The organism is Sphingopyxis sp. Geo48, assembly GCF_949769155.1.
Taxonomy (GTDB): Bacteria; Pseudomonadota; Alphaproteobacteria; order Sphingomonadales; family Sphingomonadaceae; genus Sphingopyxis.
Map to the genome: position 1 here is coordinate 192,705 of NZ_CATKPA010000001.1, position 26,474 is coordinate 219,178.

A 26,474-nucleotide genomic window follows, 5' to 3' on the forward strand; every position below is an offset into this window, starting at 1 on the left:
GGCGACGGCGGAGAGACGATATGCGCGGCAAGCGACTGGCAATGGCGCTGGCGATGACGATGGCGTGGACGGCGTCGGCGGCGGTCGCGCCGCCGCTGCAAGCGCGGCCGGCAGAGGCCGAGGCGCTGACGATCGACGAGACGCGGATAGACACCGCCCTGAGACATATGGTCGACAGCGGCCGCGCCGCGGGGGCTTCGGCGCTGATCTGGCAGAGTGGCAAGGAGGTTTATTTCGGCAGTGCCGGTATGGCCGACCGCAAGGCCGGGCGGCCGATGCGCCGCGATACGATCGCGCAAATCTTCTCGATGACCAAGCCGGTGACCGGGGTTGCCCTGATGCAGCTCTGGGAACGGGGCAGGTTCCACCTTGACGACCCGCTGGCGAAATATTTCCCCGAATATGCGGTCATGCGCGTCTATGCGGGCCGCGATGCGGCGGGCCAGCCGATCTATGTTCCGGCCGAGCGTCCGATCACGATCCGCGACGTCATGCGCCACACGGCGGGTTTCGCCTATGGTCCGGGGCCGACTCCGGCGCACAACGCCTATGTCGCCGCCGACCCGCTCGCCCTGACGATCGGGCTTCCCGAGATGAACCGCCGCCTCGCCGGGGTCCCGTTGCTCTTCCAGCCGGGAAGCCAGTGGAGCTACAGCATCGGCGTCGATGTGCAGGCGGCGCTGGTCGAGAAACTGTCGGGCCAGCCGTTCGCCGACTATGTCCGCGAGCATATCTTCGAGCCGCTGAAGATGACCGACACTGCGTGGCGCCAGCCCGACGCACGCCTGCCGCGCTTCGCGGCGATGAACGTCAAGCAGGACGGCAAGCTCGGACAGATGCCCGATGCGGAGGCGCGGACGCTCAATTTTCAGGACCACGCGCTGACGCCCGGCGGTTTCGGGCTCGCCTCGACGCTCGACGATTATCAGCGGTTCGCGCGGATGCTGCTGAACGAAGGCGAACTCGACGGTGCGCGCATCCTCCAGCCTTCGACGGTGAAGCTGATGGCGACCGACCAGCTCGACCCCGCGATCGCCGAGCGGCTGTGGCTTCCCGAAAAGGGCGCGGTCGGCTTCGGCCTGGATTTCGCGGTGCGCAAGCGGCCGCCGCAGACATCTGGGGAAAATCGCGGCGCTGTCGGGGAATTTTTCTGGGACGGCGCGGCCTCGACCTTGTTCTGGGTCGATCCGGTGAACAAGCTGACCGCGGTCTTTTTCGTCCAGACGATGCCCTATGACGGCACGCTCCACCGCGATTTCCGCGCCGCGGTCTATGGCGCGGATTACAAGGGGGCACCAGGCGACTGACGCTGTCATGCTTTTGTCATGTCGCTGGCCTTGAGCGGGCCGAGGAGATTGTGACGATGGCCCAGCCCGACAAACGCATGCTGCTTGCCGAAGGCCTGGCGGCGGGCGACGACGATGCGCTGCTCCACGCGCGGCTGGTCGAAGCGGGCGTGTCGGCGGCGGCGGCGAAGTACGAGGTCGACCGGCTGGTGAAGGATCCGATGGCGGCGATGCTGCGGCAGCAGGCGACGCGGATGGCGAAGCAGGACTGGCTGTTTGCGAACCAGCAGCGCCTCGCGTTCGAGGCGGAGGGCGGCTTCGCGCTCGATATGCTCGACAAGCCCGACGCCGAATTATTTTACCGGCATTATTACGAGGCGAACCGGCCCGCGAAGCTGATCGGTATCATCGACCATTGGCCCGCGCTGACGCGCTGGTCGCTCGATCATTTCGACGCGGTCGCGGGCAACAACGTGGTCGAGGCGCAGGTCGAACGCGAGCGCGATCCGGATTACGAACTCGACAAGGACGGCCACCGCCGCCTCGTCCGCTTCGGCGAACTGATCGACTGGCTGCGCAAGGACGAGGCGAGCAACGACATCTATTTGACCGCCTACAACAGCGGCAACAATGCCGCGGCGCTCGCGCCCTTGTGGGACGATATGGCGCCGATTGGGCTGCTGGACGACAGGCGTGCGCGCGACGGCTTCTTCTGGCTCGGGCCGCGCGGCACGCTCACGCCGTGGCACCATGATCTCACGAACAATCTGCTCGTGCAGGTGATCGGCCGCAAGCGCGTTCGCATGGCGCCGCCCTGGGCCTTTGCGCGGATGCGCAACAGCCGCCACTGCTTCTCCGACTGGGGCAACGAGGCCCTGCCGGCCGGCGAAGGCGACGGCAGCGCTCCGCCGGTGCTGGAAACGATTATCGGCCCTGGCGAGGCGATCTTCCTGCCGGTCGGCTGGTGGCACCAGGTCGAAGCGCTCGACCTATCGGCGAGCATGAGCTTCACCAGCTTTCGCCGACCCAATGCGCATGTCGAGGACTATCGGTCGTGGGGGGCGATCTAGCGCCTTCTTGCGCTTTGCCGCAGGCAAGCTCCGTTCTGTCGCCGCGGTCAGGCGGCGTAGGACGTGCGTTCGATCGGGTGGTCGCGTGCCGTCAACGCGGCAATCATTGCATCGCTGTCGAAGCCGTCGGAGAATTTTCCGATCACCGAACGCTTCAGAAAGGGATAGCCGGCGGCCAACAACCCCAGCGGATCGCTCATCGTCAGATCGTAAATCGGGTCTGATGGCGTCCAGACCGACCCCACCGACCCCATCCGCGCCGCAATCCGGCCCAGCCGGGTCTCCTGCAGGAAGGCCACGCCGCCATGGTGGCTGCAGGCGAACCGGCGCCACATGACCGGCCGCAATCCTTCCATATAGGCGCGATCGAAATCGCGGATCAGAAAGGCGTAGCTTTGCAGATGCGGTTCGACCGCGTAGCTTGCCGTGAAGCCTGTCATGCGAAACGGCGTGCGCGCGAAAAATGTGCGCATGTCGGCAAAGGGACCGAAGACGCTGTCGTTCAGGACCAGCACGTCGGTGCGGCCGACCGTGTCGGCAAGATGGTCGAGTCCGATCGCATAGCCCGAGAAGTCGAAGCCGTTCAGCTCCTTTCTGATCACGGCATCGGCGGACATGAAATTGGCATCGGGAAGGCCGTTACACGCCACGACGAGCAAGATGCGAAACCCCTGTTCGCGCAGCCGCGTCATCGTGAATCGGTGCTGGCCCAGCGCCCGGCCATCGGGCGCAAACGCGAAATAGAGCGCCCAGGGCCCGGCGCCGTTTGCCGGCGCCAGTACCTCGGCGCGGGGAGCAAGCCGGACGCGGCGCGCCGCAACATGGGCCCGCGTCGCGCTGAGCTTCGTGCCGGGCGGCACGGCGGGCAACGCCATCCATGGGATCGCGTGCAACCCGGCCGCCATATCCCGTTCGAGAGAATTCGCCACGGACGTCTGCATAGCCCTTTGGACTTCGGAAAGACGGCTGAATCTAGATCATTATTCCCGCCGATGTAAGGGCGGCCCTTATCGTCGCCTTAAGGTCCATCCGCTATGCGACGCGGGGAAGGGGCAACCGATGCCATTCGTCAGCGACTATCAGAAGCGGCAGATCCGCGACACCGAGCTTCGGCGTTTCGAGCGCTGGTTCGTTGACACGTCGATGGGCCCTGCCTATCGCGGCCGCGACGGCCGCGGGCGCAGCGTCCGGCCGGACGAAATCGCACGCTGGCGCGCCGGCCTTGAGACGCATGTCGATGCGATGATCGCCTCGATCCCCGTCCAGGCGGCATGGGCGATCGGCGCGTTGCTGGCGATCGTCTTCGGCGGGGGCTGGCTGCTCGACCTCATGGATATCCCGCAGCGTTTCCATGCGGCGGCGATCGGGCTCGGCGTCTTCGTGGTCGAGGTCGGCCTCGTCGGCCTCGAAATCTGGGACTATGTCGGGGGGTGGCGAAGCCGGCGCGACACGATCGAGGCGGCGGTCGCGGCGCGCGCGCCGCTGCCGATCGACGCCGGGCGCCTCGGGAGCGGCACGAACTGGTTCCAGATCGCGTCGCTCGCCGTCGTCGTTCCGATCATCCTGCTTGGCTATTTTTCGCACCTCGACGACGGTTTGATCGACCGCTTCGACTGGCGTTGGGCGTTCGTGGCGATCCCGCTCGCCTGGGCGCTGCATTTCGCCGGCAGATGGTATGACCGGCATATGAAGAAGCTCCGCCGCTGACTCTAACGCTTTTTCACGAATTCGGTGCGCAGGACGAGACCCTTGATGCCTTCGTAGCGGCAGTCGATTTCCTCGGGATCGGAGGTCAGCCGGATCGACTTGATCACCGTCCCGACCTTGAGCGTCTGCCCCGCGCCCTTCACCGGCAGATCCTTGATGAGGACGACCGAGTCGCCATCGTTCAACATATTGCCGACCGCATCCTTCGCTTGCGGAAGCGCATTCGCGGCTTCGGCGCGGGCGCGGGCTTCGCCGACGGGCAACCATTCGCCGCTCGCTTCGTCATAGACATAATCATCGTCGTCGCTGGTCATGATCTCGCTCTGCTATCTTATTCGGGTTTGCGGAAACGCAGCGTGAACTGGTCGGTCTTGCCGCGAATGGCCGGGTCGAACACGTTGGCGGTAAGCGGATCGGCCGTCTGTTTGTAAAGATCGCTGGATGCCTCCAGCTTGAATCCCGCGTCGGTCAGCGCCGCGATCACCGCCGCTTTGTCGATGCGGTGGAGGCTGTCGGACAGCGTCGTGCCGCTGCCCGCGGCAGCACTATGGTCGACGACGATCAGCGTCCCGCCAGGCTTCAGCCCCGCGAACAGCGCGGCGCTTGCCTTGGCGCCCGTGCCTGCGGGGAAGGGCTTGAGGTAAAGGTCGTGGAAATTCTGGACGGTGATGATCGCGTCGAGGGGTTCGGGGAACGCCGGCGCCGCGAACGGCCCCGCGACCGCGTCGACATTGGCATAGGCGGCATCGATCGCAGCCTGATCGTCGCCATATTGCTTCTTGAACGCGATGAACTCGGCGGGCTGGAAGGCATAGACTTTTCCCGCGGGACCGACTGCGCCCGCGAGGATGCGGGTCAAATAACCGCCGCCCATCACGAAGTCGCCGACCTTTTGCCCCGGCTTGATCCCGGCAAAGGCGAGCAGCTCCGCCGGTTTGCGCGCCGCGTCGCGCTCGCGGTCGGCGGCCGGGCGCGCCGGGTCGGCGAGCGCGGCCTTGGTGTCTGGGGCAGAGGCCTGTTTCGCAGCGACCGGCGGAGCGGCGAGGGCAAGCAGGATGGCAAGGGTCAGCGGGCGGATCATGGCATCGACTCCTTATGGTTTGTTGCGACATCATAGCGCCTTGGAACGCGTCCGGCGCCATAATTTGCACATCCTGATTTTGGTGATAGGTTTCACCTAGAAACCAAATAGACGGGAGAGTCGGGATGCATGATCTGGTGATACGCGGCGGCACCGTCGTCGACGGAACGGGCGGCGCGCCTTTCGTTGCGGATGTCGCGGTGGCGGGCGATCGCATCGTCGCGATCGGCCGGAACCTCGGCCCCGCACGCGAGGAAATCGACGCGACCGGCAAGATCGTTACCCCCGGCTTCGTCGACGTCCACACCCATTATGACGGGCAGGCGACCTGGGACGCCGAAATGGCGCCGTCGAGCTGGCACGGCGTCACCACCGTCGTCATGGGCAATTGCGGCGTCGGCTTTGCGCCCGCGCGGCCCGACCGCCACGACTGGCTGATCAGCCTGATGGAGGGCGTCGAGGACATCCCCGGCACCGCGCTCGCCGAGGGCATGTCGTGGGATTGGGAGACCTTCCCCGAATATATGGACGCGCTCGAAAAGCTGCCGCGCACCGTCGACGTCGCGTGCCACGTCCCGCACGGCGCGGTGCGCGCCTATGTGCTCGGCGATCGCGAGAAACCCGGCGCGGTCCCGACCGACGAAGACATCGCGGAGATGTCGCGCATCGTCGAAGAAGGCGTGCGCGCCGGCGCGCTCGGTTTCTCGACCAGCCGCACCGTTCTTCACAAGTCGATCGACGGCGAACTCGTCCCCGGCACCACTGCGACCGCCGAAGAGCTGATCGCGATCGGCCGCGCAATGGGCCGTGTCGGCTATGGCGTGTTCGAAATGGCGAGCGATCTGAAACGCGAGTGGAACGAGTTTCAGTGGATGGGCGATCTCAGCCGCGAGACCGGCCTCCCGGTCACCTTTGCCGCGCTTCAGTCGATTGCGAAGGAGCTGCCGCTCGAGGAGCAGATCGAGGAAATGCGGCGCCAGAATGCGACCGGCGCGAACATCGTCGCGCAGATCGCGCTGCGCGGCAATGGCATCATCATGGCGTGGCAGGGAACGGTGCATCCTTTCCGCTTCAAGCCGGCATGGAACGAGATCATCGACCTGCCGTGGGCCGAGCAGCTTTCCAAGCTGAAAGACCCGGCGTTCAAGAAGCGCATGATCGAAGAGGAGAATGTCTGGCCTGAAAGCGACATCCTCGATTTCCTGAAAATCGTCGCGCTCGGCTGGCCGGTGCAGTTCGAAATGGACCCCGACTTCAACTATGAGCCCAAGATGGACGAAAGCATTGCCGCGCGTGCCGCGGCGGCGGGGGTCTCGCCTGACGAATATGCCTATGATCTGCTGATGAAGGACGACGGCAAGGGTTTCATCTACTTCCCAATCCTCAACTACCGCGACGGCAACCTCAATTTCCTCGAGGATTTGCAGGCGGCGGACGACACCGTGAACAGTCTTTCGGACGGCGGCGCGCATTGCGGCACGATCTGCGATGCGGCCTCGCCGACCTTCATGCTCCAGCACTGGGTCCGCGACCGCAAGGGGAACCGCATCGCCCTTGAACACGCGATCAAGCGCCAGTGCCGCGATACCGCGATGCTCTACGGCCTCGAGGATCGCGGGGTGCTGGCGCCGGGCTATCTCGCCGATTTGAACGTCATCGACATGGAAGCGCTGAAGCTTGGCAAGCCGTGGCTCGCTTTCGACCTGCCGGCGGGCGGCAAGCGCCTGCTGCAAAAGGCCGACGGCTATGTCGCGACGATCAAGTCGGGGGTCGTCACCTTCAAGGACGGCAAAATGCAGGGCCCGACCCCGGGCGGCGTCATCCGCGGTCCGCAGCAAGTCGAGCTGGCGATGGCGGCGGAGTGATGCGGGCGGTCCGGCTTCGCGCGCCCGCCTCGCTCGACAATCTGACGCTCGCCGACCTTGCCGACCCCGGCGATCCGGGGCCGGGCGAGATTCGCGTGCGGCTCGCGGCCTCGTCGCTCAACTTCCATGACTTCGCGGTCGTCGCCGGGATGATTCCGACGGTCGATGGCCGCATCCCGATGTCCGACGGCGCGGGGACCGTCGAGGCGGTTGGTGAGGGCGTGACCGATTACAAGGTCGGCGACGGTGTCGTTTCGCTCTTCTTTCCCGGCTGGGGCGACGGCCCCTCGCCGTCGATGAGCGCGCTGACCAATGTGCCCGGTGACAGCACCGACGGCTATGCGCGCGACGTGGTGGTGGCGCCGCAGCATTGGTTTACCCGCACACCGACAGGCTGGTCGGCCGCCGAGGCCGCGACGCTGACCTGTGCGGGGCTGACCGCGTGGCGCGCGCTGTTCGTCGACGGCGTTACCTTGCCGGGCTCGACCGTTCTGGTGCAGGGCAGCGGCGGGGTGTCCGTGTTCGCGCTGCAATTCGCCAAGGCGGCAGGTGCGCGGGTGATCGCGACAAGCTCGTCCGACGCGAAGCTCGATCGGCTGAAGGCGCTCGGCGCCGACGCGTTGATCAATTACAAGGACGTCCCGGAGTGGGGCGCCAGGGCGCTCGAACTCACCGGCGGGCGCGGTGTCGATACGGTGGTCGAGATCGGCGGTGCCGGTACGCTCGACCAATCGATGGTCGCGACGCGCGTCGGCGGCCATGTCGCCTTGATCGGCGTGCTTACGGGGATTGTCGGGCCGGTGAAGACGGCGCTGCTGATGAGCAAGAATCTGCGCGTGCAAGGGCTGACGGTCGGCAGCCGCGCGCAGCAACTCGCGATGATCGCGGGCGTCGAGGCGAACGGCATCCGTCCGATCCTCGACCAGCATTTCCCGCTCGAAAATCTCGCCGATGCGTTCCGGCATCAGGCGGCGAACGCGCATTTCGGCAAGATCATCGTCGATATCTAGGGTCCTGACCCTAGCGGCTCAACGCCCGAGCAAATCCGAAGGCAGGGTCGGTTCGCTGACGATCTTCGCCATCCGCCGCCACATCTCGTCGCGGCTCGGCCTGCCGCGCTCGACATAGGCGCGGACCATCGTCTCGCCGAGGCCGTAATTGATCACATAGCTGCGATATTGTTCGGTGAAGCGAACCGACTGGTCGGCGCGTTCGGGCGAGACGAGCATATATTTCCGGGTAAGCGCAACCGCCGTCGCGCGGTCGATCTCTCCATCGAGATATTGCTGCGCGATCGTCAGCCGCGCCCCCGAAGCGCGTTTGATCGCCGACAGCAATTGCCAGTAGCGGTCGTCGGATGGTACGGGAATCTCGGCGATCGGCATCAGCACGTCGCGCTCGGTGTCGGCCTTGCTGGTCCCTGGAAAGGCAAGGTCGATGCCGTAGTTGGCGCTGCCCTCGGCGATCAGGCTTTGCGGGCTGTAGAGCGGATAGACGCTGAACTCGGTCCAGCCGCGCCCCTTCGCCAGCCCTTCCTCGAGCTTCATGTTGAGCAGATGATGGCCGGGATAACCCTCGTGGCAACCGAGATCGAGCGCGCGCGACAGGCGGATCGGCAGGTCGGTGTTGACCTGGATCAGGCTGTGATAGCCGCCCTGGTAATAATTATAGCCGCTCCAGCTCTTGCCGGTGACGAATTCGAGGCGGAAGCTCTCGCCCGCGGGCATCGGGATATGCGCGGCGCTGCGGCCGCGACAGCGTGCGATTGCGGCGTCGAAGACCTTCTGCAGCCGCTGCTTCGGTATGGTGAAGCGGTCGAGATAGGCCTCGACCCGCGTCGCGAGCGGTCCCTCGCCGGGAACCAGCGCCTCGATCCTGGCAAGTTCAGCGTCATAGGTTTCGAGCGGTTTCAGCTTCGGGCGGACGCCGAACAGCCGCTCCGCCTCGTCGGCGAAGGCGAAGCGCGTGCCTTGCATCATCATCAGCCGCGCTTCGGCGGCGCGAAGCTGCGCGCGCAGGAAGGCGGCGCGGCGGCGGTCGAGCGGATCGGAGAGCCGCCGCGCTGCGGCATCGGTCCGCGCCATCAGGTCGCGCGTCGCGGCGAGCAGCGCATCCTTGTCGCGCGGCGCCGCCTCGGCCGCCTTTTGAAGTTCGGGCGGGCCGTAATAGGCGTCGATATATCCGTCCTCGTGCGTCCCGATCTCAAGCGTCAGGCGCAGATAGTCGGCTGCGATGGCATCGAGGGCTTGCGACGCGGCGGGGCCGCGCCGGACATCGAGCGACGCGATCCCCGCTTCATTCGCGGCACGCGGCGGCGCATCGACCGCGCACGATCCCAAGGGGGCGGCGAGGAGGAGAAGGAGGAGCCTGCGCATCAGGTCGCGGCCGGTTCCTTCCTGTCCGACGTATCGCGCACATCGCCATCGGCGGCAATTTCCGCGTTCGTCTCGCTTTCGATCGCGTCATGGTCGGGATGCGGCGGTGCAAGGCGCAGCAGGGCGAAGCCCGAGAGCGCGGCGACCAGCGACCCCATCAGGATGCCGATCTTCGCTTCCTCGACCAGCGCCGCATCGCCGGGGAAGGCGAGCCCGCCGATGAACAGGCTCATCGTGAAGCCGATGCCGCACAGAATCGCGACCGCATAGACCTGCAGCCAGGTCGCGCCGCGCAGACGCCCGGCGATGCCGAGCTTCACGGCGAGCCAGACGCTGCCGAAGATGCCGAGCTGCTTGCCGAGGAACAGCCCTGCCGCGATGCCCAGCGGCAGCGGCGCGAACATCTGCTCGGGACCAAGGCCGCGGACATCGACCCCGGCGTTGGCGAAGCCGAAAAGCGGGACGATCGCGAAGGCAACCCAGGGATGCAATCCGTGCTCCAGCCGGTGCAGCGGCGACGCTTCGCTGTCGGGCGCGCCCGGCGTCCGCTCGAAGGGAATCGCCATAGCGGCGAGCACGCCCGCGATGGTCGCGTGGACGCCCGACAGCAGCATCGCGTACCAGAGGATCAGGAAGGCGACGAGGTAGAGCGCGAGGCTCTTCACTCCCAGGCGGTTCATCGCGAACATCACGCCGAGAATCGCCGCCGCCGCGCCGAGCGCGACGAGGTGGATGTTGGCGGTATAGAAGAGCGCGATGATCGCCACCGCGCCCATATCGTCGACGATCGCCACGGTGATGAGGAACAGCTTGAGCGAGGTCGGTGCGCGTTTGCCGAGCAGGGCGAGCACGCCCATCGCGAAGGCGATGTCGGTCGCGGCGGGAATCGCCCAGCCCTGCGCGAGGCCGGGCGTCGCGCCGGCAAAGGCCAAATAGATCGCGGCCGGGGCTGCCATGCCGGCAGCCGCGGCAACCATCGGCAGGATCCGCCGGCCCCATGTCGCGAGCCGTCCGTCGACGAACTCGCGCTTGATCTCCAGCCCGACGAGCAGGAAGAAAATCGCCATCAGCCCGTCGTTGATCCACAGATGCACCGTCATCGGACCGAGCTTGTCGGTCAGGACCGGCCCCGTCACGGCGTGGATGAGATGATTATAGGTCTCTGCGAATGTCGAATTTGCAACAATCATCGCCATTATGGCGGCGAAAATCAGCAGCATTCCTCCCGCGCTTTCACTCTCCAGAAAGTCGCGAAGGGCGGATCGAGGGGCGGATTTACTGGACATTCGGGAAAATACCGGATCGCTTTCAAGGGGTTTGACCCCGCTTTCCTAGCGACCGTGGGGGCGTCCGTCACCCTTTACAAAAATTGTGTCGATATTACCGAATGACGCCGGCCGATGGCGGGGCGCCATCGAGAAGGGGCGACGCGCGGGGTGGAGCTGTCGATCGCATCGCTGGAGTGGCTGGTGCTGGGCGCCGGTCGCGAACTGATGCTGTTTGCATCGGTCGGCATCCTGCTGTTCGGGATTGACGACCTGCTCTTCGACGGTCTGTGGATCGCGACGAACGGCCGCGACCGACTAGTCGATCTCGGTGTGGACAAGGAGCAGCCGCTCGCCGGAAAGTTGGCGATCTTCATTCCGGCCTGGAAGGAGGCGGCGGTTCTGCCGACGACGCTGTTGCGCTCGCTGGCGGCCTGGGGTGACGATGATTTTCGCATCTATGTCGGATGTTATCCCAACGACGCGGCGACGTTGCTCGCGGTGTCGCCGCTGGCGGCATCCGACCCGCGGCTCCGCCTGGTGATCGGCGCCGCTGACGGCCCCACGACGAAGGGCGACAATCTCAACCAGATGTGGGCCGCACTGTGCGCCGACGAGCGTGCCGAGGGGTTTCGCGCCCTGGGCGTCATTCTGCACGATGCCGAAGACCATGTGCATCCTCACGAACTCGCTCTCTATCGCCGCACCCTCGACGGCAATGCGATGGTCCAGATCCCGGTCGTGCCCTTTGTCGATCAGGGGGCAACCTGGATCGGGGGTCATTATTGCGACGAGTTTGCGGAAGCGCATGGCAAGGAGGTCGTGCTTCGTTCGCGGCTGGGCCTCCCGATCCCATCGGCAGGCGTCGGCTGCGCGTTGGCCCGCAGCACCGTTGCCCTGCTGGCGATCGAGCGCGGCGGTGATCCCTTTCGGCCGGACAGCCTGACCGAGGATTATGAGCTGGGCATGCTGATCGGCGCCTATGGCCTGTCGGCCCGCTTCGTCGATGCGATCGGACCGGACGGGGATCGAATAGCGTCGCGCGGGGCGTTCCCGATCACGGTAGAAACCGCAGTACGGCAGAAGTCTCGGTGGATTGCAGGTATCGCGCTTGCGGCCTGGGATTCGCTCGGTTGGATCGGCCAGATACGCAGCATACAGGATGGCGGACGTCCCAATATCTGGCTGACGCGCTGGATGCTGTGGCGCGACCGGCGCGCGCCCTTGGCCGCGATCGTGCTGCTGACGGCCTATGTCGCGTTGGTTCTGACGACGCTGGGCGTTGCGGGGACGCAGTGGCTGGGATGGGCCATGCCGACGCCGGGACAGGCGATCCGTACGCTGTTCCTGGTCAACGCGGTGGTTCTGCTCTGGCGGCTTGGCATGCGCGGATATTTCACTGCCCGCTGGTACGGGCCTCGGCAGGCGCTGCAGGCGCTGCCGCGCGCCTTTCTCGGCAATGTCATCGCGATACTCGCCGCGCGCCGGGCGGCTTCGCTCTATTGGACCATGCTCCGATCGGGCAAGGTCGTGTGGGACAAGACCGAACATTTCCATCGCGCGCCGCTGACCGAGCCGCTGCCATCGCGAGCGACCGAGTGATCGTCGGCGCCAACGTCTTGCTGCCGGCCGGAACCGAAGCGCGAGCGTTTCGATTTTTGGCGCTGTGTCTGGTTGGGTGGATCGGCGTTCGAGCTTTGGCGCTGTGGGGTGCCGCTGTCCCGATGGCCGCGCCCGCGGGCGTAGGGTCCGCGTGGGTGCCTCCACCGCCCGCCTTGGCTGCGCCGCTCCCTCCGTTCGTCACGTCCGCCCGCGCCGGAGACCGACCGCTGGCGCGCCAGGCCCTTGGCATGTCGGTGCCGCCCTCGATGCTGGCAAGCCGTCAAGGCGCCCGGCGCGCCTTCGCGGTCGGCGACGATGACCGGCGTGGAGAGGATCCCTCGCTGGTCGGCGGCGGCAATCGTCACAGCTTACGCTTGGCTTTGATGGCACGCTTGTTCCCGTCGGCCAGTCAGTCGAGCGCGGCCTTTCCCGGCCGTGAAAGCCTGTGGGCGGCCGCGGCGCCCGCCGCGGCCGCAACGCCAGGCTATGCGGAGCCCTTCTGGATGAACCGGCGGCTCGGTGGCTGGTCGCTGGGAAGCTGGATCTATCTGCGCGAAGGATCCGATCGGACGCCGGGCAATATCGTGGCGGGCGGTCAACTGGGGGGCTCGCAGGCCGGGATGCGGCTGGCCTACGGCTTTGGAGATGCCGGGCGCGTGCGCGCCTATGGCCGGGCGACGGTGGCGATTGAACAGCCGCGCCAGCGCGAGGCCGCGTTCGGCGTGGCTTTCGCGCCGGTCCGGCGCTGGCCGGTCGATATCGCGGTGGAGCAACGCGTTGCGCTTGGCGACCAAGGGCGGACGGCGCTCGCCGCGCTGGCGAGCGGTGGCGTGGGCGATGTTCCGGTAGCAGGCGCGTTCCGGCTCGAGGCCTATGCCCAAATGGGCGTGGTCGGCCTCAACCGCCGTGACGGCTTTGCCGACGGGGCCGTCGTGATCGATCGCCGGTTGGGCAAGGACGAGCGGTCTCCGCTGCGCCTCGGCGCGCTGGCGGCTGGAGCGATCCAGCCCGGCGCGTCGCGCGTCGATGTAGGGCCGCGATTGACCGTAAAGCTTCCAGACGTCGGGCAGGGCGCTCGGATCGCTCTCGACTGGCGGCAGCGGGTGGCCGGCAATGCTCGCCCCGAAAGCGGCGTTGCGCTGACGCTGGCGGCCGATTTCTGACGTCGGGAAATTTAGCTGGTTCATCCGATTCCCCGGCGATGAAAAATGCTCTAGGGTTTCGGGACTCGGCGCAGTTTTACGCCGCAGACGCATGTTTCGGGGCCCATGGATCTCTACCTCCCAGTCGCCAATCTGTCGGTCAACGCGCTGGTCATCATCCTGCTCGGCGGCGGGGTCGGCTTTCTGTCGGGGATGTTCGGGGTCGGCGGCGGTTTCCTGACGACGCCGCTGCTGATCTTCTATGGCATCCCGCCGACGGTCGCTGCGGCATCAGCGGCGACGCAAGTGACCGGCGCCAGCGTGTCGGGCGCGCTCGCACATTTCGAGCGCGACGGGGTCGATGTGCGGATGGGCGCGGTGCTGATTGCCGGGGGCCTGCTCGGCTCGCTGATCGGCGCGGGGCTGTTCGAACTCCTCACCGCCTGGGGCCAGATCGATACCGCGATCAATATCCTCTATGTCGTGCTCCTCGGCTCGGTCGGCGGGCTGATGGCGCGCGAGGCCTGGGGCGCTCTCCGCGCCGCGCGGGCCGGATTGCCTGCTCCCGCCAGAAAGCGGCGTCACCATCCGATGGTCGCCAACCTGCCGCTGCGCTGGCGTTTCTATCGCTCGGGCCTTTATATCTCGCCGCTCGCGCCGCTGATCCTCGGGATGCTGGTCGGCATATTGACGATGCTGCTTGGCGTCGGCGGCGGTTTCATCATGGTCCCGGCGATGCTCTATCTGCTCGGCATGGGGACGCAGGTCGTGGTCGGCACCTCGCTGTTCCAGATCCTGTTCGTGACGATCGCGACGACGATGGTCCACGCGATGACGACGGGCGCGGTCGATATCGTCCTCGCCGGTTTGCTGCTGCTCGGCAGCGTCACCGGGGCGCAGTTCGGCGCGCGCTTCGCGCAGAAGGTGAAGCCCGAATATCTGCGCATGGCGCTCGCGGCGATCGTGTTGCTTGTGGCGGCGCGGATGGCCGTGGGGCTCTTCATCCGCCCCGACGAAATCTATACGGTGCAATGAGGCTCGCACTCGCCTCGATCCTTGGTTTCGCGCTGTTCGCGGCGGTTCCGGCGCAGGCCGCCGATCCGCGGCTCGTCCCCGACGTGTCGAGCCGCGCGATCGACATCCAGTACAGCTTTACCGGCGAGGAATTGCTGCTGTTCGGCGCGATCCTCTATCCCGGCCAGCGCCTTCCCGACGACCGCGCCGATATCGTCGTCGTGCTGAAAGGACCGGTGCGTCCGATCGTGCTTCGCGAAAAGCGCCGCGTCGCGGGCATCTGGGTTAACGCGAACAGCATCCGCCTTCGCACGTCGCCGGGCTTCTATGCAATCGGTTCGTCGCGGCCGATCGACAAGCTGGTCGACGAACGCACCGCCGCCATCTTCGAGCTCGGCCTCGACAATCTGTCGATGTCGCCGGCCGGCTTTTCGGAGGCGCGCAAGCTCGCGCGCTTCGAGAGCGGGCTGATCGACCTCTATCGGCGGAGCGGACTCTTCTATGAGAATCCCGGCGCGGTCGAGATTACGGAAGGCGTGCTCTATCGCGCGCGCATCCCGGTTCCGGCGCGGGTGCCGGTGGGCACCTATCGCGCCGAAACCTATCTGATCAGCCGCGGCCGCGTGCTGGCGGTCGCCTCGCGCGACGTCCAGATCCGCAAGGCGGGTTTCGAGCGTTTCGTCGCGCTCGCGGCGCAGCGCCACGGCTTCCTCTACGGCCTGACCGCGGTCGCGCTGTCGCTGCTGCTCGGCTATGGCGCATCGGCCATTTTCCGGCGCCGCTGAGATATATTGCCATTTAGTATAAGCGCTTTGTTTACTCTCGCCTGCGATAACGATCCCGGGACAACAAGTGGCGGGGCAAAATATGGATATGCATGGCGGCGGTTTCAGCGCCGGTGACACGACGGCGGCGCAGCATGTGCGCCTCGCAGGCGGCGGCACGGCAGCGGCGGTCGCGCCGGTCACGCTCCATCACCGCGATGACCTGCTGATCGGCGAAGTCATCGATATTTCGGGTTCGGCATCGCGCATGCTGCTCGATGCTGCGACGCTGGGCGAATTGTCGACTTCCGCCGACGCTGCCGTCGCGATGGCCGGACAGGTCGGCGCGCAGGTAAAGATCCGCGTCGGCAGCACCTGGCTCGTCGCCAGCATCCGCGACCAGCAGCTTCACGAGCGCGGCGAGGGGCTGATCGTTGCGACGATCGACTTCCTCGGCGAGGGCGAAGAGGAAAAGATCACCGGTCGTATTCACAATTTCCGCCGCGGCGTGACGCGTTATCCGATCCCGGGCAGCCAGGTTTATGCGGCGACCAGCCACGATCTGAAGCAGATATACGCCGCCGACGAACGCGCGCATGTCGAGATCGGCAACGTATATCCGACCAAGGATATTCGCGGTTCGCTCTATGTCGACGCGATGCTCGGCAAGCATTTCGCGCTTTTGGGCTCGACCGGTACGGGTAAGTCGACCAGCGCCGCGCTGATCCTGCACAAGATCTGCGAACTCGCGCCGCAGGGTCACATCGTGATGATCGACCCGCACGGCGAATATTCGGCCGCGTTCAAGAGCACCGGCGCCTTGTTCGACGTCGATAACCTCGCGCTTCCCTATTGGCTGATGAACTTCGAGGAACATTGCGAGGTGTTTGTCACCGCGCAGGGCCGCGAACGCCAGGCCGACTGCGACATTCTGGCGCGCTGCCTGCTGCAGGCGCGCACCAAGAACCGGCTCGCCGAGGGGATGACCAAGATCACCGTCGACTCGCCGATCCCCTATCTGCTCTCCGACCTTCTCAACATCCTGCAGAACGAGATGGGCAAGCTCGACAAGGCGACGTCGTCGGCGCCCTTCATGCGCATCAAGGGCAAGATCGAGGAAATGCGCGCCGACCCGCGCTATAATTTCATGTTCTCGGGGATGCTCGTCGCTGACACGATGGCGAATTTCATCGGCAAGATCTTCCGCCTGCCGTCGGATGGCCGTCCGATCTCGATTATCGACGTCTCGGGCGTTCCGTCGGACATCACGTCCGTGGTCGTGGCCGTGCTATCTCGGCTGACCTTCGACTATGCGATCTGGTCGCGCGGCGAGCCGCAGCGCCCGATCCTGCTCGTCTGCGAGGAGGCGCACCGTTACATCCCGGCGAAGGATGTCGGCGAGGGTCAGGCGGTCCGCAAGATCCTCGAACGGATCGCCAAGGAAGGGCGCAAGTACGGCGTGTCGCTGGGCCTGATCACACAGCGCCCGTCCGACCTGGCCGAAGGCGTGCTGTCGCAGTGCGGCACGATCATCTCGATGCGCCTCAACAACGAACGCGACCAGCATTTCGTGAAGGCGGCGATGCCCGAAGGCGCGCGCGGCTTCATCGACTCGATCCCGGCACTGCGCAACCGCGAATGCATCGTCTGCGGCGAGGGCGTGTCGATCCCGATCCGCGTCTATCTCGACACGCTCGAAGAGGACAAGCGCCCGGCGTCGAGCGATCCGCTCTTCTCGAAACTGTGGCGCGAAACCGGCGGCGAGGCCGAAATCCTCGAACGCGTCGTCAAGCGCTGGCGTAGCCAGGGGCGTTGATGTTCTTCGCCTGACGGCGAAGGCGGCACCGGCCCGCTCCCCCGCCCGGCCTCCCATAGAATACTATGTCGGGAGGCCGGGGGGGGGAGCGGGCCGGTGCCGCGTCTGGCGTCAGCCAGACAACAAGATTACCCTTGCGGCGGCTCCCAGAGTTCGATCGGATTGCCTTCGGGGTCGTGGACCCGCGCAAAGCGCCCGACCGATGGATCGTCCCATTCGGGCTTGGTGATGATCGCCTCGCCCGCTTGCCTGAAGGGCGCCAGCACGGCGTCGAGATCGTCGACGCGCAGGTTGATCATGAACTGGCGGTCGGCGGCGAAATAGTCGGTGTCGGCCTTGAACGGCGAAAAGACGAGCGGCCCCGCGGTGACATTCCACACCCACTGGTTCGGCGGCACGCTGTCGTCGGCGCTGCACCCGCCGCCGACGCCGAGGCGTTCGCGATACCATGCGCTCAGTTTCTCCGGATCCTTCGCGCGAAAGAAGAGTCCGCCGATGCCTTTCACATGTCCCATGTCAGCCTCCCCTGGAATCACGCGGCGAGACTAGGCAGCTTCGGTCAGCGAATCCACTCCCCGCTTTTCCGGAATTCCTCGCGGACCTGGCCCGACTGGTTGAGCCGCGGGTCCGAGTAGGTCGGCGCCGGCGCCGCGGCCGGTGCCGCGGGTGCGGGCGGCGGGGCGGTCATCGCACCGGGCATCGGTGCGGGCGCAACGTCGGGGAGGGGAGCGGGCGCGCCGGCGAGCGTGGGCACGGGTCCGGCGCCCGGCGCGATCCCCTTGCCTCTCAGGATCGCAAGCTGCTGCGCGACCGGCAGATAGGGGCCCGGTACGGGCTCGCGGCCGAGATAGGGCGCGCGGAAAGCGTCGGGCATTCCCCAGCGGCCGCGCCAACGATGGAAAATATGCGCGCCGACGATGTTCGTCATGACGAGGCTCTTGCCCCAGCGCGGCCAGATCGCGGTGGTGTGATAATGGGTCGCGAGCCCGACGCCGGTAAAGACATCGCCATTGAGGGCGGCCGCCGCGATGCGGCTCGCGCGGAGCCAGTTGGTCTTGCTCGGCGCGCGGGCCATCGCGCCATCGCAGGAGAAGGTGAACTGGCACACGCCCGCGCGCTCCGACCCCTGGAACACGACACCGCACACGGAGTTCGGAAAGCTGGGGTGACGGACGCGGTTGAGCACCGTCTGCGCGACACCGCGCATCCCATCGTCGCTTTCCGACGCCGCTTCGTAATAGATGGCGGCGGTCAGGCAATAATGTGCACGCTCGCGGTCGAGCGCAGTGAGGCCGCGAAACATATAGGGCCTCGCGGCAGGGCCGGTGAGCGCCTCCTGCTGAAGCTGCGCGGGGGGTGCCGGCGGTAGCGCGGTCGCATCGGCATAGCCGACGCTTGCGGGATCGGGCAGCGTCGGATCGATCTTCAGCGCGTCCTCATAGCTGTCGGAATTCATGATTGCCCAGCGCGCGGGATCATAGGGTTTGAAACTGAGCGGCACCGTGACGCTGTACGGCCCGAAACCGCGCGGGCGATATTGGCCGGTTGAGAGCATCAGCGCGAGGCACGCGACCACGACCACCGCGACCAGCACCGCCCAATAGTCGCGGCCCGGTCCCGCCGTTTTTGCCGGCGCCGGGTCGCGCCACGTCGGGCCGGCGGCAAGGTTGAGTTCGGGTTTCATGCGTTCCGTCAAACCATCTCGGGCGATTCGCGCCCTATTTCCGGCCTTATGCCCCGAAACGCCAATAAACGGTTTCGCCGCGCTGCGCATGTCCCACGCGGGGACATGACCGGCGGCGGATGTTAGCGAGCTGTTGAGGCTCGCGTCCTATGCTCGGCGCATGACGGATGGGGGTATTCCAAGCTATCGCCGCAGCGCGCGGACCGACGTCCGCCTGTGGTTGCTCTTCGCCTTCGGCCTGATCTTCTTCTGGGCGGGCTCGATGCTTCGCCCCGAGGAAAATTGCAGCGAGGACGGGCGCGAATGCGCGCCGTGGCTGGTGCCGATGGCGCAGGGGTTCGGGGCTCTCGTCGCGCTGGGCGCGGGCCTCACCATCCTCGCCAATCCGCGGCGCGGCAGTTGCATTGATGTCCGGACCGGCGAGCTCTTGTGGTGGCAGGGCCGGATCGGCGCGGCGGGCGGGGATGAGGGGCGTATCCACCCTTCGCGAATCGGCAAGCTGCGCATCGTCCGCCGTGACGAGCAGGAGGATGAGGTCCATCTCTATGATCTCGCCGGCAACCGCCTCTTCTGGTTCGATCAGGAGGTGATTCCCTGGCCCTATGACCGCTGGGCGGAGAAATTGCGCGGCGCGTGGCCGCATATCGAAATCGAGATTGCCGACTAGCGAATCTCGACCGTCAGATGTTCGATCTCGTGGACCGGGCGCAGGCGTTCGCAAATGATCGCGCGCCCTTGTCCCGTCACACTGACGATTGCGGCGTGTGCGCCCGGCCCGACGCGCCAGACATGGAGATCGGTGATCGTCGCATCGCCCGGCCCCTCGACGAGGGTGCGGATTTCGTTCGCGAGCTTGTCATCGGTGGCATCGAGCAGCACCGCGCCGGTGTCGCGCATCAACGACCAGGACCAGACCGCGATGACGATCGCACCGACGACGCCCATCGCGGGGTCGAGCCACACCCAGCCAAGATGGCGTCCGCCGAGCAGCGCGGCGATCGCCAGCACCGAGGTCAGCGCGTCGGCGACGACGTGAAGATAGGCCGAGCGGAGGTTGTTGTCCTTTTCGTGCCTGTGTCCGTGCCTGTGTCCGTGCCTGTGATCGTGCGCGTGACCGTGATGATCCTCATGATCGTGCCCGTGGCCGAGGAGCAGCGCGCTGGCAATGTTCACGCCGAGCCCGAGCACCGCGATGACCGTCGCCTCGCCGAACTCGACCGGGCTTGGATCGACGAGGCGGATCGCCGATTCCCAGGCGATGCCGATCGCGACGATGCCGAGGACAAGTGCCGAGGCGAAGCCCGCGAGGTCGCCGACCTTGCCGGTGCCGAAGCTGTAACGCCCGCTTGTCGCGTGGCGTTTTGCATAGCGATAGGCGAGCGCCGCGATGCCGAGCGCACCGGCGTGCGTCGCCATGTGAAAGCCGTCGGCGAGCAGCGCCATCGAATTGAAGGCGATCCCGGCGACGATCTCGCCGACCATCATCGCCGCGGTGAGTGCGACGACCCACAGCGTGCGGCGCGCATTCTCGTCGTGCCGCTTGCCCAGATAGACATGGCTGTGCGTCAGGGCGTCGATTTCACTGTCCAGCGACATCGTTGCTGCCTATCGGATAAGGGTGGAATGACAAGAGGGTGCGTGGGGCCGGTGTCGGATGCCTTTGAGTGCCCCAGTCACGGCCGGGACCCATGACGGCGGACGCCGAAACCTGCCACCCCAATCTCCCCTTGCCGACTCTCGCGGCAAAGCCTATATGCGCCCTACTTCTTGACATGGTTAGCCAGTTGGGACGTCGGGGCCGCGGGCCGCGGCGGCTTTTCCTGCATGGTTTTCCGGTCAGCCGATTTGGGAAACAGACTTGGTCGACTTCGACGTCCTCAACGCGATCATCGCGCCCGAAGCCGAGGCGATGGGCCTTGCGCTCGTGCGCGTCGCCTTCTTCGGCGGGACAAGCGATCCGACGCTTCAGGTGATGGCCGAGCGGCCCGACACGCGTCAGCTGACGATCGACGATTGCGCCGATTTGTCGCGCCGCATCTCCGACCGGCTCGACGCGCTCGAAGAGGCAGGGAAAGACCCGATCGAGGTCGCCTATCGTCTCGAAGTGTCGTCGCCGGGCATCGACCGGCCGCTGACGCGCCGCGCCGACTTCGCCGACTGGGCGGGGCATGAGGCGAAGGTCGCGCTCAAGGAAAAGCTGAACGGCCGCCAGCGCTTCAACGGCGAGCTGGTCGGCATCGACGGTGATACCGTCACGATTTCGGATAAGGAAGGGGTGGAGCACAAGCTGCCGTTCGATGCGATCGACACGGCGAAGCTGGTCCTCACCGACAAATTGATTGCCGCAACCGTCCCGCTCTCGATCGAGGGCGCGGATGAAATGGAAGAAGAAGGACAGGACTGATGGCCACTGCCATTTCCGCCAACAAGGCCGAGCTGCTCGCGATTGCCAACAGCGTCGCCAGCGAGAAGATGATCGACAAGGGCATCGTCATCGAGGCCATCGAGGAAGCGATCCAGCGCGCCGCGCGCGCCCGCTACGGCGCCGAGAACGATATCCGTGCCAAGCTCGACCCGCAGACCGGCGACCTTCGCCTGTGGCGCGTCGTCGAGGTCGTCGAGACCGTCGAGGATTATTTCAAGCAGGTCGATCTTGCTGCCGCGCAGAAGCTGCAGAAGGACGCGAAGATCGGCGACTTCATCGTCGACCCGCTGCCCGCGGTCGACCTTGGCCGCATCGACGCGCAGTCGGCGAAGCAGGTGATCTTCCAGAAGGTCCGCGAAGCCGATCGCGAGCGCCAGTATGAAGAATTCAAGGACCGCGCCAACGAGATCATCACAGGCGTCGTCAAGTCGGTCGAGTTCGGCCACATCGTCGTCAATCTCGGCCGCGCCGAGGGCGTGATCCGCCGCGACCAGCAGATCCCCCGCGAACTGATGCGCGTCGGCGACCGCGTCCGCGCGATCATCCTGTCGGTGCGCCGCGAGAACCGCGGCCCGCAGATTTTCCTCAGCCGCGCGCATCCCGAGTTCATGAAGAAGCTGTTCGCGCAGGAAGTGCCCGAAATCTATGACGGCATCATCGAGATCAAGGCCGCGGCCCGCGACCCCGGTTCGCGCGCGAAGATCGGCGTGATCAGCTATGACGGCTCGATCGATCCGGTCGGCGCGTGCGTCGGCATGAAGGGCAGCCGCGTGCAGGCGGTCGTGCAGGAAATGCAGGGCGAAAAGATCGACATCATCCCCTGGTCGGAAGACACGGCGACCTTCGTCGTCAACGCGCTTCAGCCCGCGACGGTGCAGCGCGTCGTCATCGACGAAGATGACGGCCGCATCGAAGTCGTCGTTCCCGACGACCAGCTGAGCCTCGCCATCGGCCGCCGCGGCCAGAATGTCCGTCTCGCCAGCCAGCTGACCGGCAGCCAGATCGACATCATGACCGAGGCCGACGCGAGCGAGAAGCGCCAGCGCGAATTCGTCGAACGCTCGACGATGTTCCAGGAAGAACTCGACGTCGACGAGACGCTCGCGCAGCTTCTCGTCGCCGAGGGTTTCGGCGAACTCGAAGAAGTCGCTTATGTCCCGCTCGACGAACTGGCGGGCATCGAAGGCTTCGACGAGGAACTGGCGCAGGAACTGCAGAGCCGCGCGACCGAAGCGCTCGAACGCCGCGAAGAGGCCGCCCGTCAGGAACGCCGCGGCATGGGCGTCGAGGACGAACTTGCCGAACTGCCGCACCTGACCGAAGCGATGCTGGTCACGCTCGGCAAGGCAGGAATCAAGACGCTCGACGACCTCGCGGACCTCGCGACCGACGAGCTGATCGCCAAGAAGCGGCAGGACAACCGCCGCGGCCCGGCGCGCGAACGCCCCGAGGACAAGGGCGGCGTGCTCGGCGAATATGGCCTCAGCGAAGAGCAGGGCAACGAGATCATCATGGCGGCACGTGCGCACTGGTTCGAAGACGAACCGGCAACCGGGGAGGCCGCCGATGCGGACCCCGCGCAATGATCAGCTGAGCGAAACCGGCCGCGCGGGCAAGCGCGGGAAGCATGTGCCCGAGCGGCGCTGCGTGGTGACCGGCGAAGTGGCGTCGGCCGAACGGCTCGTGCGCCTTGCGCTCGGGCCCGACGGCACGATTGCGCCCGATGTTCTCGGCAAGGCGCCGGGGCGCGGGGGGTGGATCGGCGTGACGCGCTCCGAACTCGAAGCCGCGCAGGCGAAGGGCAAGCTCAAGGGCGGGCTCGCGCGGGCGCTGCACGAGGGGGCTATCACGATCCCCGACGATCTCGGTGCGCGCATCGAGGCGCAGCTCCAGCGCGCGACGCTTGACCGGCTCGGGCTCGAATCGCGCTCCGGAACCCTAATTTCGGGCAATGAAAAGATCGAGCAGGCGGCGCGGCGCGGGCAGGTTCGCCTGCTGCTTCATGCCAGTGATGCAGGCGAGGACGGTCGCAAGAAACTCGCCCAGGCATGGCGTGTCGGCGAGGACGACGAGGGTTCCGGCCGCGAAGGGATGATCTTGCCAGTGGACCGGGCCACCCTATCTATGGCATTGGGGCGAGAAAATGCGGTCCATCTGGCTGTCATCGACGCCCGTGCCGCTGACCGGTTGCTGGCGCATTTGAGCCGCTGGCAGTTTTTCACCGGATGGAGTAGGGACGCGGCCGACCGCGTTTCGAGCACGAATCCCCGCACGGCGGGTAATGGGACGGCGTCCACGGATTCCGATAAGGATTCCGATGCTTCGGACGCGTATTGAAGGAATAAGAAGTTTAGATGAGCGACGAACAGGACAAGCCGACCCTTACCCGCAAGCCGCTGGGGCTGAAGCGGACGGTCGAGGCCGGCCAGGTGCAGCAGCAATTCAGCCACGGTCGCCGCAACACGGTGGTGGTCGAGGTGAAGCGCCGCCGCGTGCTCGGTCGCCCCGGCGAGGCCGCCCCCGTGCCCGAGGTTGAAGAGGTCAAGGCCGCACCCGCGCCCGCTCCGGCCCCCGCGACCGCCCCGGTCGCCGCGAAGCCTGCCGCGCCCAAGCCCGCCGCGGACAGCCTGATGTCGCGCCAGGAACGCCAGGCGCAGCTGCTCCGCGAGGCCGAGGAAGCGCGGATGCAGGCGCTCGAGGAAAACCGCCGCCGCGAAGAGGCCGAGCGCGCGCGTGCCGCCGAAGAGGAAAGGGCGCGTGCCGAGGCGCGCGAAGAGAAGGCGAAGACCGTCGAAGCCGCGCCGGCTCCGGGGCCGACCGCTGCGCCCGAAGCGCCGGCTGCTGCCGAAGCTCCCGCTGCCAAGGAAGCGGGCGAGGACGCGCCGCGCACGACGCCTGCCGCGACCGCCACACCGGCACCGCGCCGCTTCACGCCGGTCGAGGCGCCGAAGCGCCCCGAACCCAAGCGTCCCGAGCCCAAGTCGGGCCGCGCGACCGACAACCGTCGCCAGTCGGGCAAGCTCACCGTCTCGCGCGCGCTCAACGACGATGAAGGCGCGCGCGCGCGCAGCCTCGCGGCGCTGAAGCGCGCCCGCGAGAAGGAAAAGCGTTCGCACATGATTTCGTCGGGCCCGCGGGAGAAGCAGGTCCGCGAAGTCGTCGTGCCCGACAGCATCACGGTGCAGGAGCTCGCCAACCGCATGGCCGAAAAGGGCGCGGATCTGGTGAAGGCGCTGTTCAAGATGGGCATGCCGGTAACGGTCAACCAGTCGATCGACCAAGACACCGCCGAGCTGCTCGTCACCGAATTCGGGCATGAGATCAAGCGTGTGAGCGAAGCCGACGTCGACATCCGTCATGACGAGGACGTCGACGACGCCGCGCAGCTGAAGCCGCGCCCCCCGGTCGTGACGATCATGGGTCACGTCGACCACGGCAAGACGTCGCTGCTCGACGCGCTGCGCGGTGCGAATGTGCAGGCGGGCGAGGCCGGCGGCATCACCCAGCATATCGGCGCCTATCAGGTGAAGACCCCCGACGGATCGCTCGTCACCTTCCTCGATACGCCGGGCCACGAAGCCTTTACCGAGATGCGCCAGCGCGGCGCCAACGTCACCGACATCGTGATCCTGGTGGTCGCGGCCGATGACGGGCTGAAGCCGCAGTCGATCGAGGCGATCAACCATGCGAAGGCGGCCGGCGTGCCGATCATCGTCGCGATCAACAAGGTCGACAAGGAAGGCGCGAACCCGCAGCGCGTCCGCGAACGCCTGCTCGAACACGAGCTGGTGGTCGAGGAAATGGGCGGCGACGTGCAGAATGTCGAAGTATCGGCGCTGAAGAAGACCGGCCTCGACAAGCTGCTCGATGCGATCGCGCTGCAGGCCGAAATCATGGAACTGAAGGCGAACCCCGACCGCCCCGCCGAAGGCACGGTGGTCGAGGCGAAGCTCGACAAGGGCCGCGGCCCCGTCGCGACGATCCTGATCCGCCGCGGCACGCTGAAGGTCGGCGACATCTTCGTCTGCGGCGCCGAAAGCGGCCGCGTCCGTGCGCTCGTTAACGACAAGGGTCAGCAGATCAAGGAAGCCGGTCCGTCGATGCCGGTCGAGGTCCTCGGCCTCGGCGGCGTGCCGATGGCGGGCGATACGCTGACCGTCGTCGAGAATGAGGCGCGCGCGCGCGAAGTCGCAGCCTATCGTCAGAGCGAAGCGCTCAAGAAGCGTACCGCGCAGGCGCCGGTCAGCCTCGAGGGCATGTTCTCGGCGCTCGCCGACAAGGCGAAGGTCATCGAATATCCGGTGGTCATCAAGGGCGACGTGCAGGGCTCGGTCGAGGCCATCGTCAATGCGCTCAACCGCCTGTCGACCGACGAGATCCGCGTCCGCGTGCTCCAGTCGGGCGCCGGCGCGATTACCGAGAGCGATGTGACGCTGGCGGCGGCCACCGGCGCGCCGATCATCGGCTTCAACGTCCGTCCGAATGCCAAGGCGCGCGAGATCGCGAACCGCGAAAAAGTGCGCTTCATGTATTATGACGTCATCTATCACCTGACCGCCGAAGTGGCGAAGGAGATGGCCGGCGAGCTGGGTCCGGAACGGATCGAGAATGTCGTCGGCCGCGCCGAGGTCAAGGACGTCTTCCCGGCCGGCAAGCGCGACAAGGCCGCGGGCCTGCTGGTGCTCGAAGGCGTCATCCGCAAGGGGCTGCACGCACGCCTTACGCGCGACGACGTCATCGTCTCGGCAACGACGATCGCCTCGCTGCGCCGCTTCAAGGACGACGTCGCCGAAGTGCGCGCGGGCCTCGAATGCGGTGTCGTGCTGGCCGATACCAACGACATCAAGCCGGGCGACAATCTCGAGGTCTTCGAGGTCGAGCTGCGCGAACGTACGCTGTAATTATCCCGTTGCTGCACTCACGCCGGCGGCGGGGGTGCAGCAGGAATTGATCGATGCGTCACAACGAAACCCCGTCCGGTCCCTCGGTCCGCGTCCTGCGCGTGGGCGAACAGGTGCGCCATGTGCTGAGCGAAATCCTCGCGCGCGGCGACGTGCACGACGATGTGCTCGCGAAGCATCCGGTGAGCATCACCGAAGTGCGCATGTCGCCCGACCTGCGCCACGCGACGGTCTTTGTGAAACCGTTGCTCGGCAAAGGCGAGGAAGCGGTGATCAAGGCGCTGCGCACCAATACGGCCTATCTCCAGAAGACCGTCGCTTCGAAGGTGCGGATGAAATATGCGGCGAAGCTGAAATTCCTGCCCGACGAGAGTTTCGACGAGGCGAGCCATATCGACAAATTGCTGCGCGACCCGAAGGTGGCGCGCGATCTGGCGAGCGGCGAGGGTGACGAGGCCTAACCTCTATTGCCCGTTC

General features: G+C 66.3%; 24 protein-coding genes. 16 read left to right on the top strand and 8 right to left on the bottom strand.

The window, feature by feature from the left end; translation table 11 throughout:
* Window positions 1-20: 20 nt before the first annotated feature.
* Both QOL79_RS00995 and QOL79_RS01000 read left to right on the top strand, forming a co-directional pair.
* Window positions 21-1,307, top strand: a complete 1,287-nt coding sequence (locus QOL79_RS00995; protein ID WP_283418329.1) for a serine hydrolase domain-containing protein — start codon at window positions 21-23, stop codon at window positions 1,305-1,307.
* 56 nt (window positions 1,308-1,363) lie between these two features.
* Window positions 1,364-2,356, top strand: a complete 993-nt coding sequence (locus tag QOL79_RS01000; protein WP_283418330.1) for a cupin-like domain-containing protein — start codon at window positions 1,364-1,366, stop codon at window positions 2,354-2,356.
* A gap of 47 nt (window positions 2,357-2,403) precedes the next feature.
* On the opposite strand, the gene QOL79_RS01005 is transcribed toward QOL79_RS01000, so the two are convergent.
* Window positions 2,404-3,285 carry a hypothetical protein gene (locus QOL79_RS01005; RefSeq protein WP_283418331.1) on the bottom strand — a complete coding sequence of 294 codons (882 nt, stop codon included), beginning with the start codon at window positions 3,283-3,285 and terminating at the stop codon, window positions 2,404-2,406.
* A 130-nt stretch (window positions 3,286-3,415) separates the two neighbouring features.
* Here QOL79_RS01005 and QOL79_RS01010 point away from each other — a divergent pair, with 130 nt between their 5' ends.
* Entirely contained in the window at window positions 3,416-4,063 is a 648-nt protein-coding gene (locus tag QOL79_RS01010) for a hypothetical protein (protein ID WP_283418332.1), read from the top strand.
* A gap of 2 nt (window positions 4,064-4,065) precedes the next feature.
* Here the strand turns inward: QOL79_RS01010 and QOL79_RS01015 are convergent, their stop codons facing one another.
* A complete protein-coding gene (locus QOL79_RS01015) occupies window positions 4,066-4,377 on the bottom strand; it encodes an alkylphosphonate utilization protein (RefSeq protein WP_283418333.1) in 312 nt (103 codons plus the stop codon).
* A gap of 17 nt (window positions 4,378-4,394) precedes the next feature.
* Window positions 4,395-5,144: a class I SAM-dependent methyltransferase gene (locus QOL79_RS01020; RefSeq protein ID WP_283418334.1), complete on the bottom strand. Its 750-nt coding sequence runs from the start codon at window positions 5,142-5,144 to the stop codon at window positions 4,395-4,397.
* A gap of 125 nt (window positions 5,145-5,269) precedes the next feature.
* Here QOL79_RS01020 and QOL79_RS01025 point away from each other — a divergent pair, with 125 nt between their 5' ends.
* Window positions 5,270-7,009, top strand: coding sequence for an N-acyl-D-amino-acid deacylase family protein (locus tag QOL79_RS01025; RefSeq protein ID WP_283418335.1), 1,740 nt, complete (start codon window positions 5,270-5,272; stop codon window positions 7,007-7,009).
* Window positions 7,009-8,019 (top strand): zinc-dependent alcohol dehydrogenase family protein, encoded by a 1,011-nt coding sequence (locus QOL79_RS01030; RefSeq protein WP_283419023.1) that lies wholly within the window; start codon window positions 7,009-7,011, stop codon window positions 8,017-8,019. Before QOL79_RS01025 ends, QOL79_RS01030 begins: the two co-directional genes overlap by 1 nt.
* A gap of 18 nt (window positions 8,020-8,037) precedes the next feature.
* Here the strand turns inward: QOL79_RS01030 and QOL79_RS01035 are convergent, their stop codons facing one another.
* Together QOL79_RS01035 and nhaA are read right to left on the bottom strand one after the other, a co-directional pair.
* A complete protein-coding gene (locus QOL79_RS01035) occupies window positions 8,038-9,384 on the bottom strand; it encodes a hypothetical protein (protein WP_283418336.1) in 1,347 nt (448 codons plus the stop codon).
* Entirely contained in the window at window positions 9,384-10,670 is a 1,287-nt protein-coding gene (nhaA, locus tag QOL79_RS01040) for a Na+/H+ antiporter NhaA (RefSeq protein WP_283418337.1), read from the bottom strand. The genes QOL79_RS01035 and nhaA overlap by 1 nt, the downstream gene beginning before the upstream one ends.
* A gap of 150 nt (window positions 10,671-10,820) precedes the next feature.
* Here nhaA and QOL79_RS01045 point away from each other — a divergent pair, with 150 nt between their 5' ends.
* The 5 genes from QOL79_RS01045 to QOL79_RS01065 all read left to right on the top strand — a co-directional run bounded on the left by QOL79_RS01045 (window position 10,821) and on the right by QOL79_RS01065 (window position 16,987).
* Window positions 10,821-12,251 carry a glycosyl transferase family protein gene (locus QOL79_RS01045; protein WP_283418338.1) on the top strand — a complete coding sequence of 477 codons (1,431 nt, stop codon included), beginning with the start codon at window positions 10,821-10,823 and terminating at the stop codon, window positions 12,249-12,251.
* Between the two features lie 248 nt (window positions 12,252-12,499).
* Window positions 12,500-13,414 carry a hypothetical protein gene (locus QOL79_RS01050; RefSeq protein WP_282946245.1) on the top strand — a complete coding sequence of 305 codons (915 nt, stop codon included), beginning with the start codon at window positions 12,500-12,502 and terminating at the stop codon, window positions 13,412-13,414.
* 105 nt (window positions 13,415-13,519) lie between these two features.
* Complete coding sequence (locus QOL79_RS01055; protein WP_058455679.1) at window positions 13,520-14,428, top strand: sulfite exporter TauE/SafE family protein; 909 nt, start codon at window positions 13,520-13,522, stop codon at window positions 14,426-14,428.
* Window positions 14,425-15,192: a TIGR02186 family protein gene (locus QOL79_RS01060; protein ID WP_058455680.1), complete on the top strand. Its 768-nt coding sequence runs from the start codon at window positions 14,425-14,427 to the stop codon at window positions 15,190-15,192. The genes QOL79_RS01055 and QOL79_RS01060 overlap by 4 nt, the downstream gene beginning before the upstream one ends.
* An 82-nt stretch (window positions 15,193-15,274) precedes the next feature.
* Window positions 15,275-16,987, top strand: coding sequence for an ATP-binding protein (locus tag QOL79_RS01065; protein ID WP_197410092.1), 1,713 nt, complete (start codon window positions 15,275-15,277; stop codon window positions 16,985-16,987).
* A gap of 128 nt (window positions 16,988-17,115) precedes the next feature.
* Here the strand turns inward: QOL79_RS01065 and QOL79_RS01070 are convergent, their stop codons facing one another.
* Together QOL79_RS01070 and QOL79_RS01075 are read right to left on the bottom strand one after the other, a co-directional pair.
* Window positions 17,116-17,502, bottom strand: a complete 387-nt coding sequence (locus QOL79_RS01070; protein WP_058455681.1) for a VOC family protein — start codon at window positions 17,500-17,502, stop codon at window positions 17,116-17,118.
* Window positions 17,503-17,546: 44 nt separating this feature from the next.
* The gene (locus QOL79_RS01075; protein ID WP_283418339.1) at window positions 17,547-18,671 is read right to left on the bottom strand and encodes a cell wall hydrolase; all 1,125 of its coding nucleotides are present in this window, start codon (window positions 18,669-18,671) and stop codon (window positions 17,547-17,549) included.
* A gap of 160 nt (window positions 18,672-18,831) precedes the next feature.
* On the opposite strand from QOL79_RS01075, the gene QOL79_RS01080 reads away from it, so the two are divergent.
* A complete protein-coding gene (locus tag QOL79_RS01080) occupies window positions 18,832-19,338 on the top strand; it encodes a hypothetical protein (protein WP_283418340.1) in 507 nt (168 codons plus the stop codon).
* Here the strand turns inward: QOL79_RS01080 and dmeF are convergent.
* On the bottom strand, window positions 19,335-20,267 hold the full coding sequence (dmeF, locus tag QOL79_RS01085) for a CDF family Co(II)/Ni(II) efflux transporter DmeF (protein ID WP_283418341.1): 933 nt from the start codon (window positions 20,265-20,267) through the stop codon (window positions 19,335-19,337). The genes QOL79_RS01080 and dmeF overlap by 4 nt on opposite strands.
* Window positions 20,268-20,529: 262 nt before the next feature.
* On the opposite strand from dmeF, the gene rimP reads away from it, so the two are divergent.
* Genes rimP through rbfA form a run of 5 tightly spaced genes read left to right on the top strand, consistent with a single transcriptional unit; the run spans window position 20,530 to window position 26,458 of the window.
* Window positions 20,530-21,075, top strand: a complete 546-nt coding sequence (gene rimP, locus QOL79_RS01090; RefSeq protein WP_058455685.1) for a ribosome maturation protein RimP — start codon at window positions 20,530-20,532, stop codon at window positions 21,073-21,075.
* On the top strand, window positions 21,075-22,682 hold the full coding sequence (gene nusA / locus QOL79_RS01095) for a transcription termination factor NusA (protein WP_282946256.1): 1,608 nt from the start codon (window positions 21,075-21,077) through the stop codon (window positions 22,680-22,682). Before rimP ends, nusA begins: the two co-directional genes overlap by 1 nt.
* Window positions 22,663-23,433, top strand: a complete 771-nt coding sequence (locus tag QOL79_RS01100) for a DUF448 domain-containing protein (RefSeq protein WP_502957439.1) — start codon at window positions 22,663-22,665, stop codon at window positions 23,431-23,433. Before nusA ends, QOL79_RS01100 begins: the two co-directional genes overlap by 20 nt.
* Before the next feature lie 17 nt (window positions 23,434-23,450).
* Window positions 23,451-25,997 carry a translation initiation factor IF-2 gene (infB, locus tag QOL79_RS01105; RefSeq protein ID WP_058455688.1) on the top strand — a complete coding sequence of 849 codons (2,547 nt, stop codon included), beginning with the start codon at window positions 23,451-23,453 and terminating at the stop codon, window positions 25,995-25,997.
* A gap of 53 nt (window positions 25,998-26,050) precedes the next feature.
* On the top strand, window positions 26,051-26,458 hold the full coding sequence (rbfA, locus tag QOL79_RS01110) for a 30S ribosome-binding factor RbfA (protein ID WP_283418343.1): 408 nt from the start codon (window positions 26,051-26,053) through the stop codon (window positions 26,456-26,458).
* Window positions 26,459-26,474: the final 16 nt, after the last annotated feature.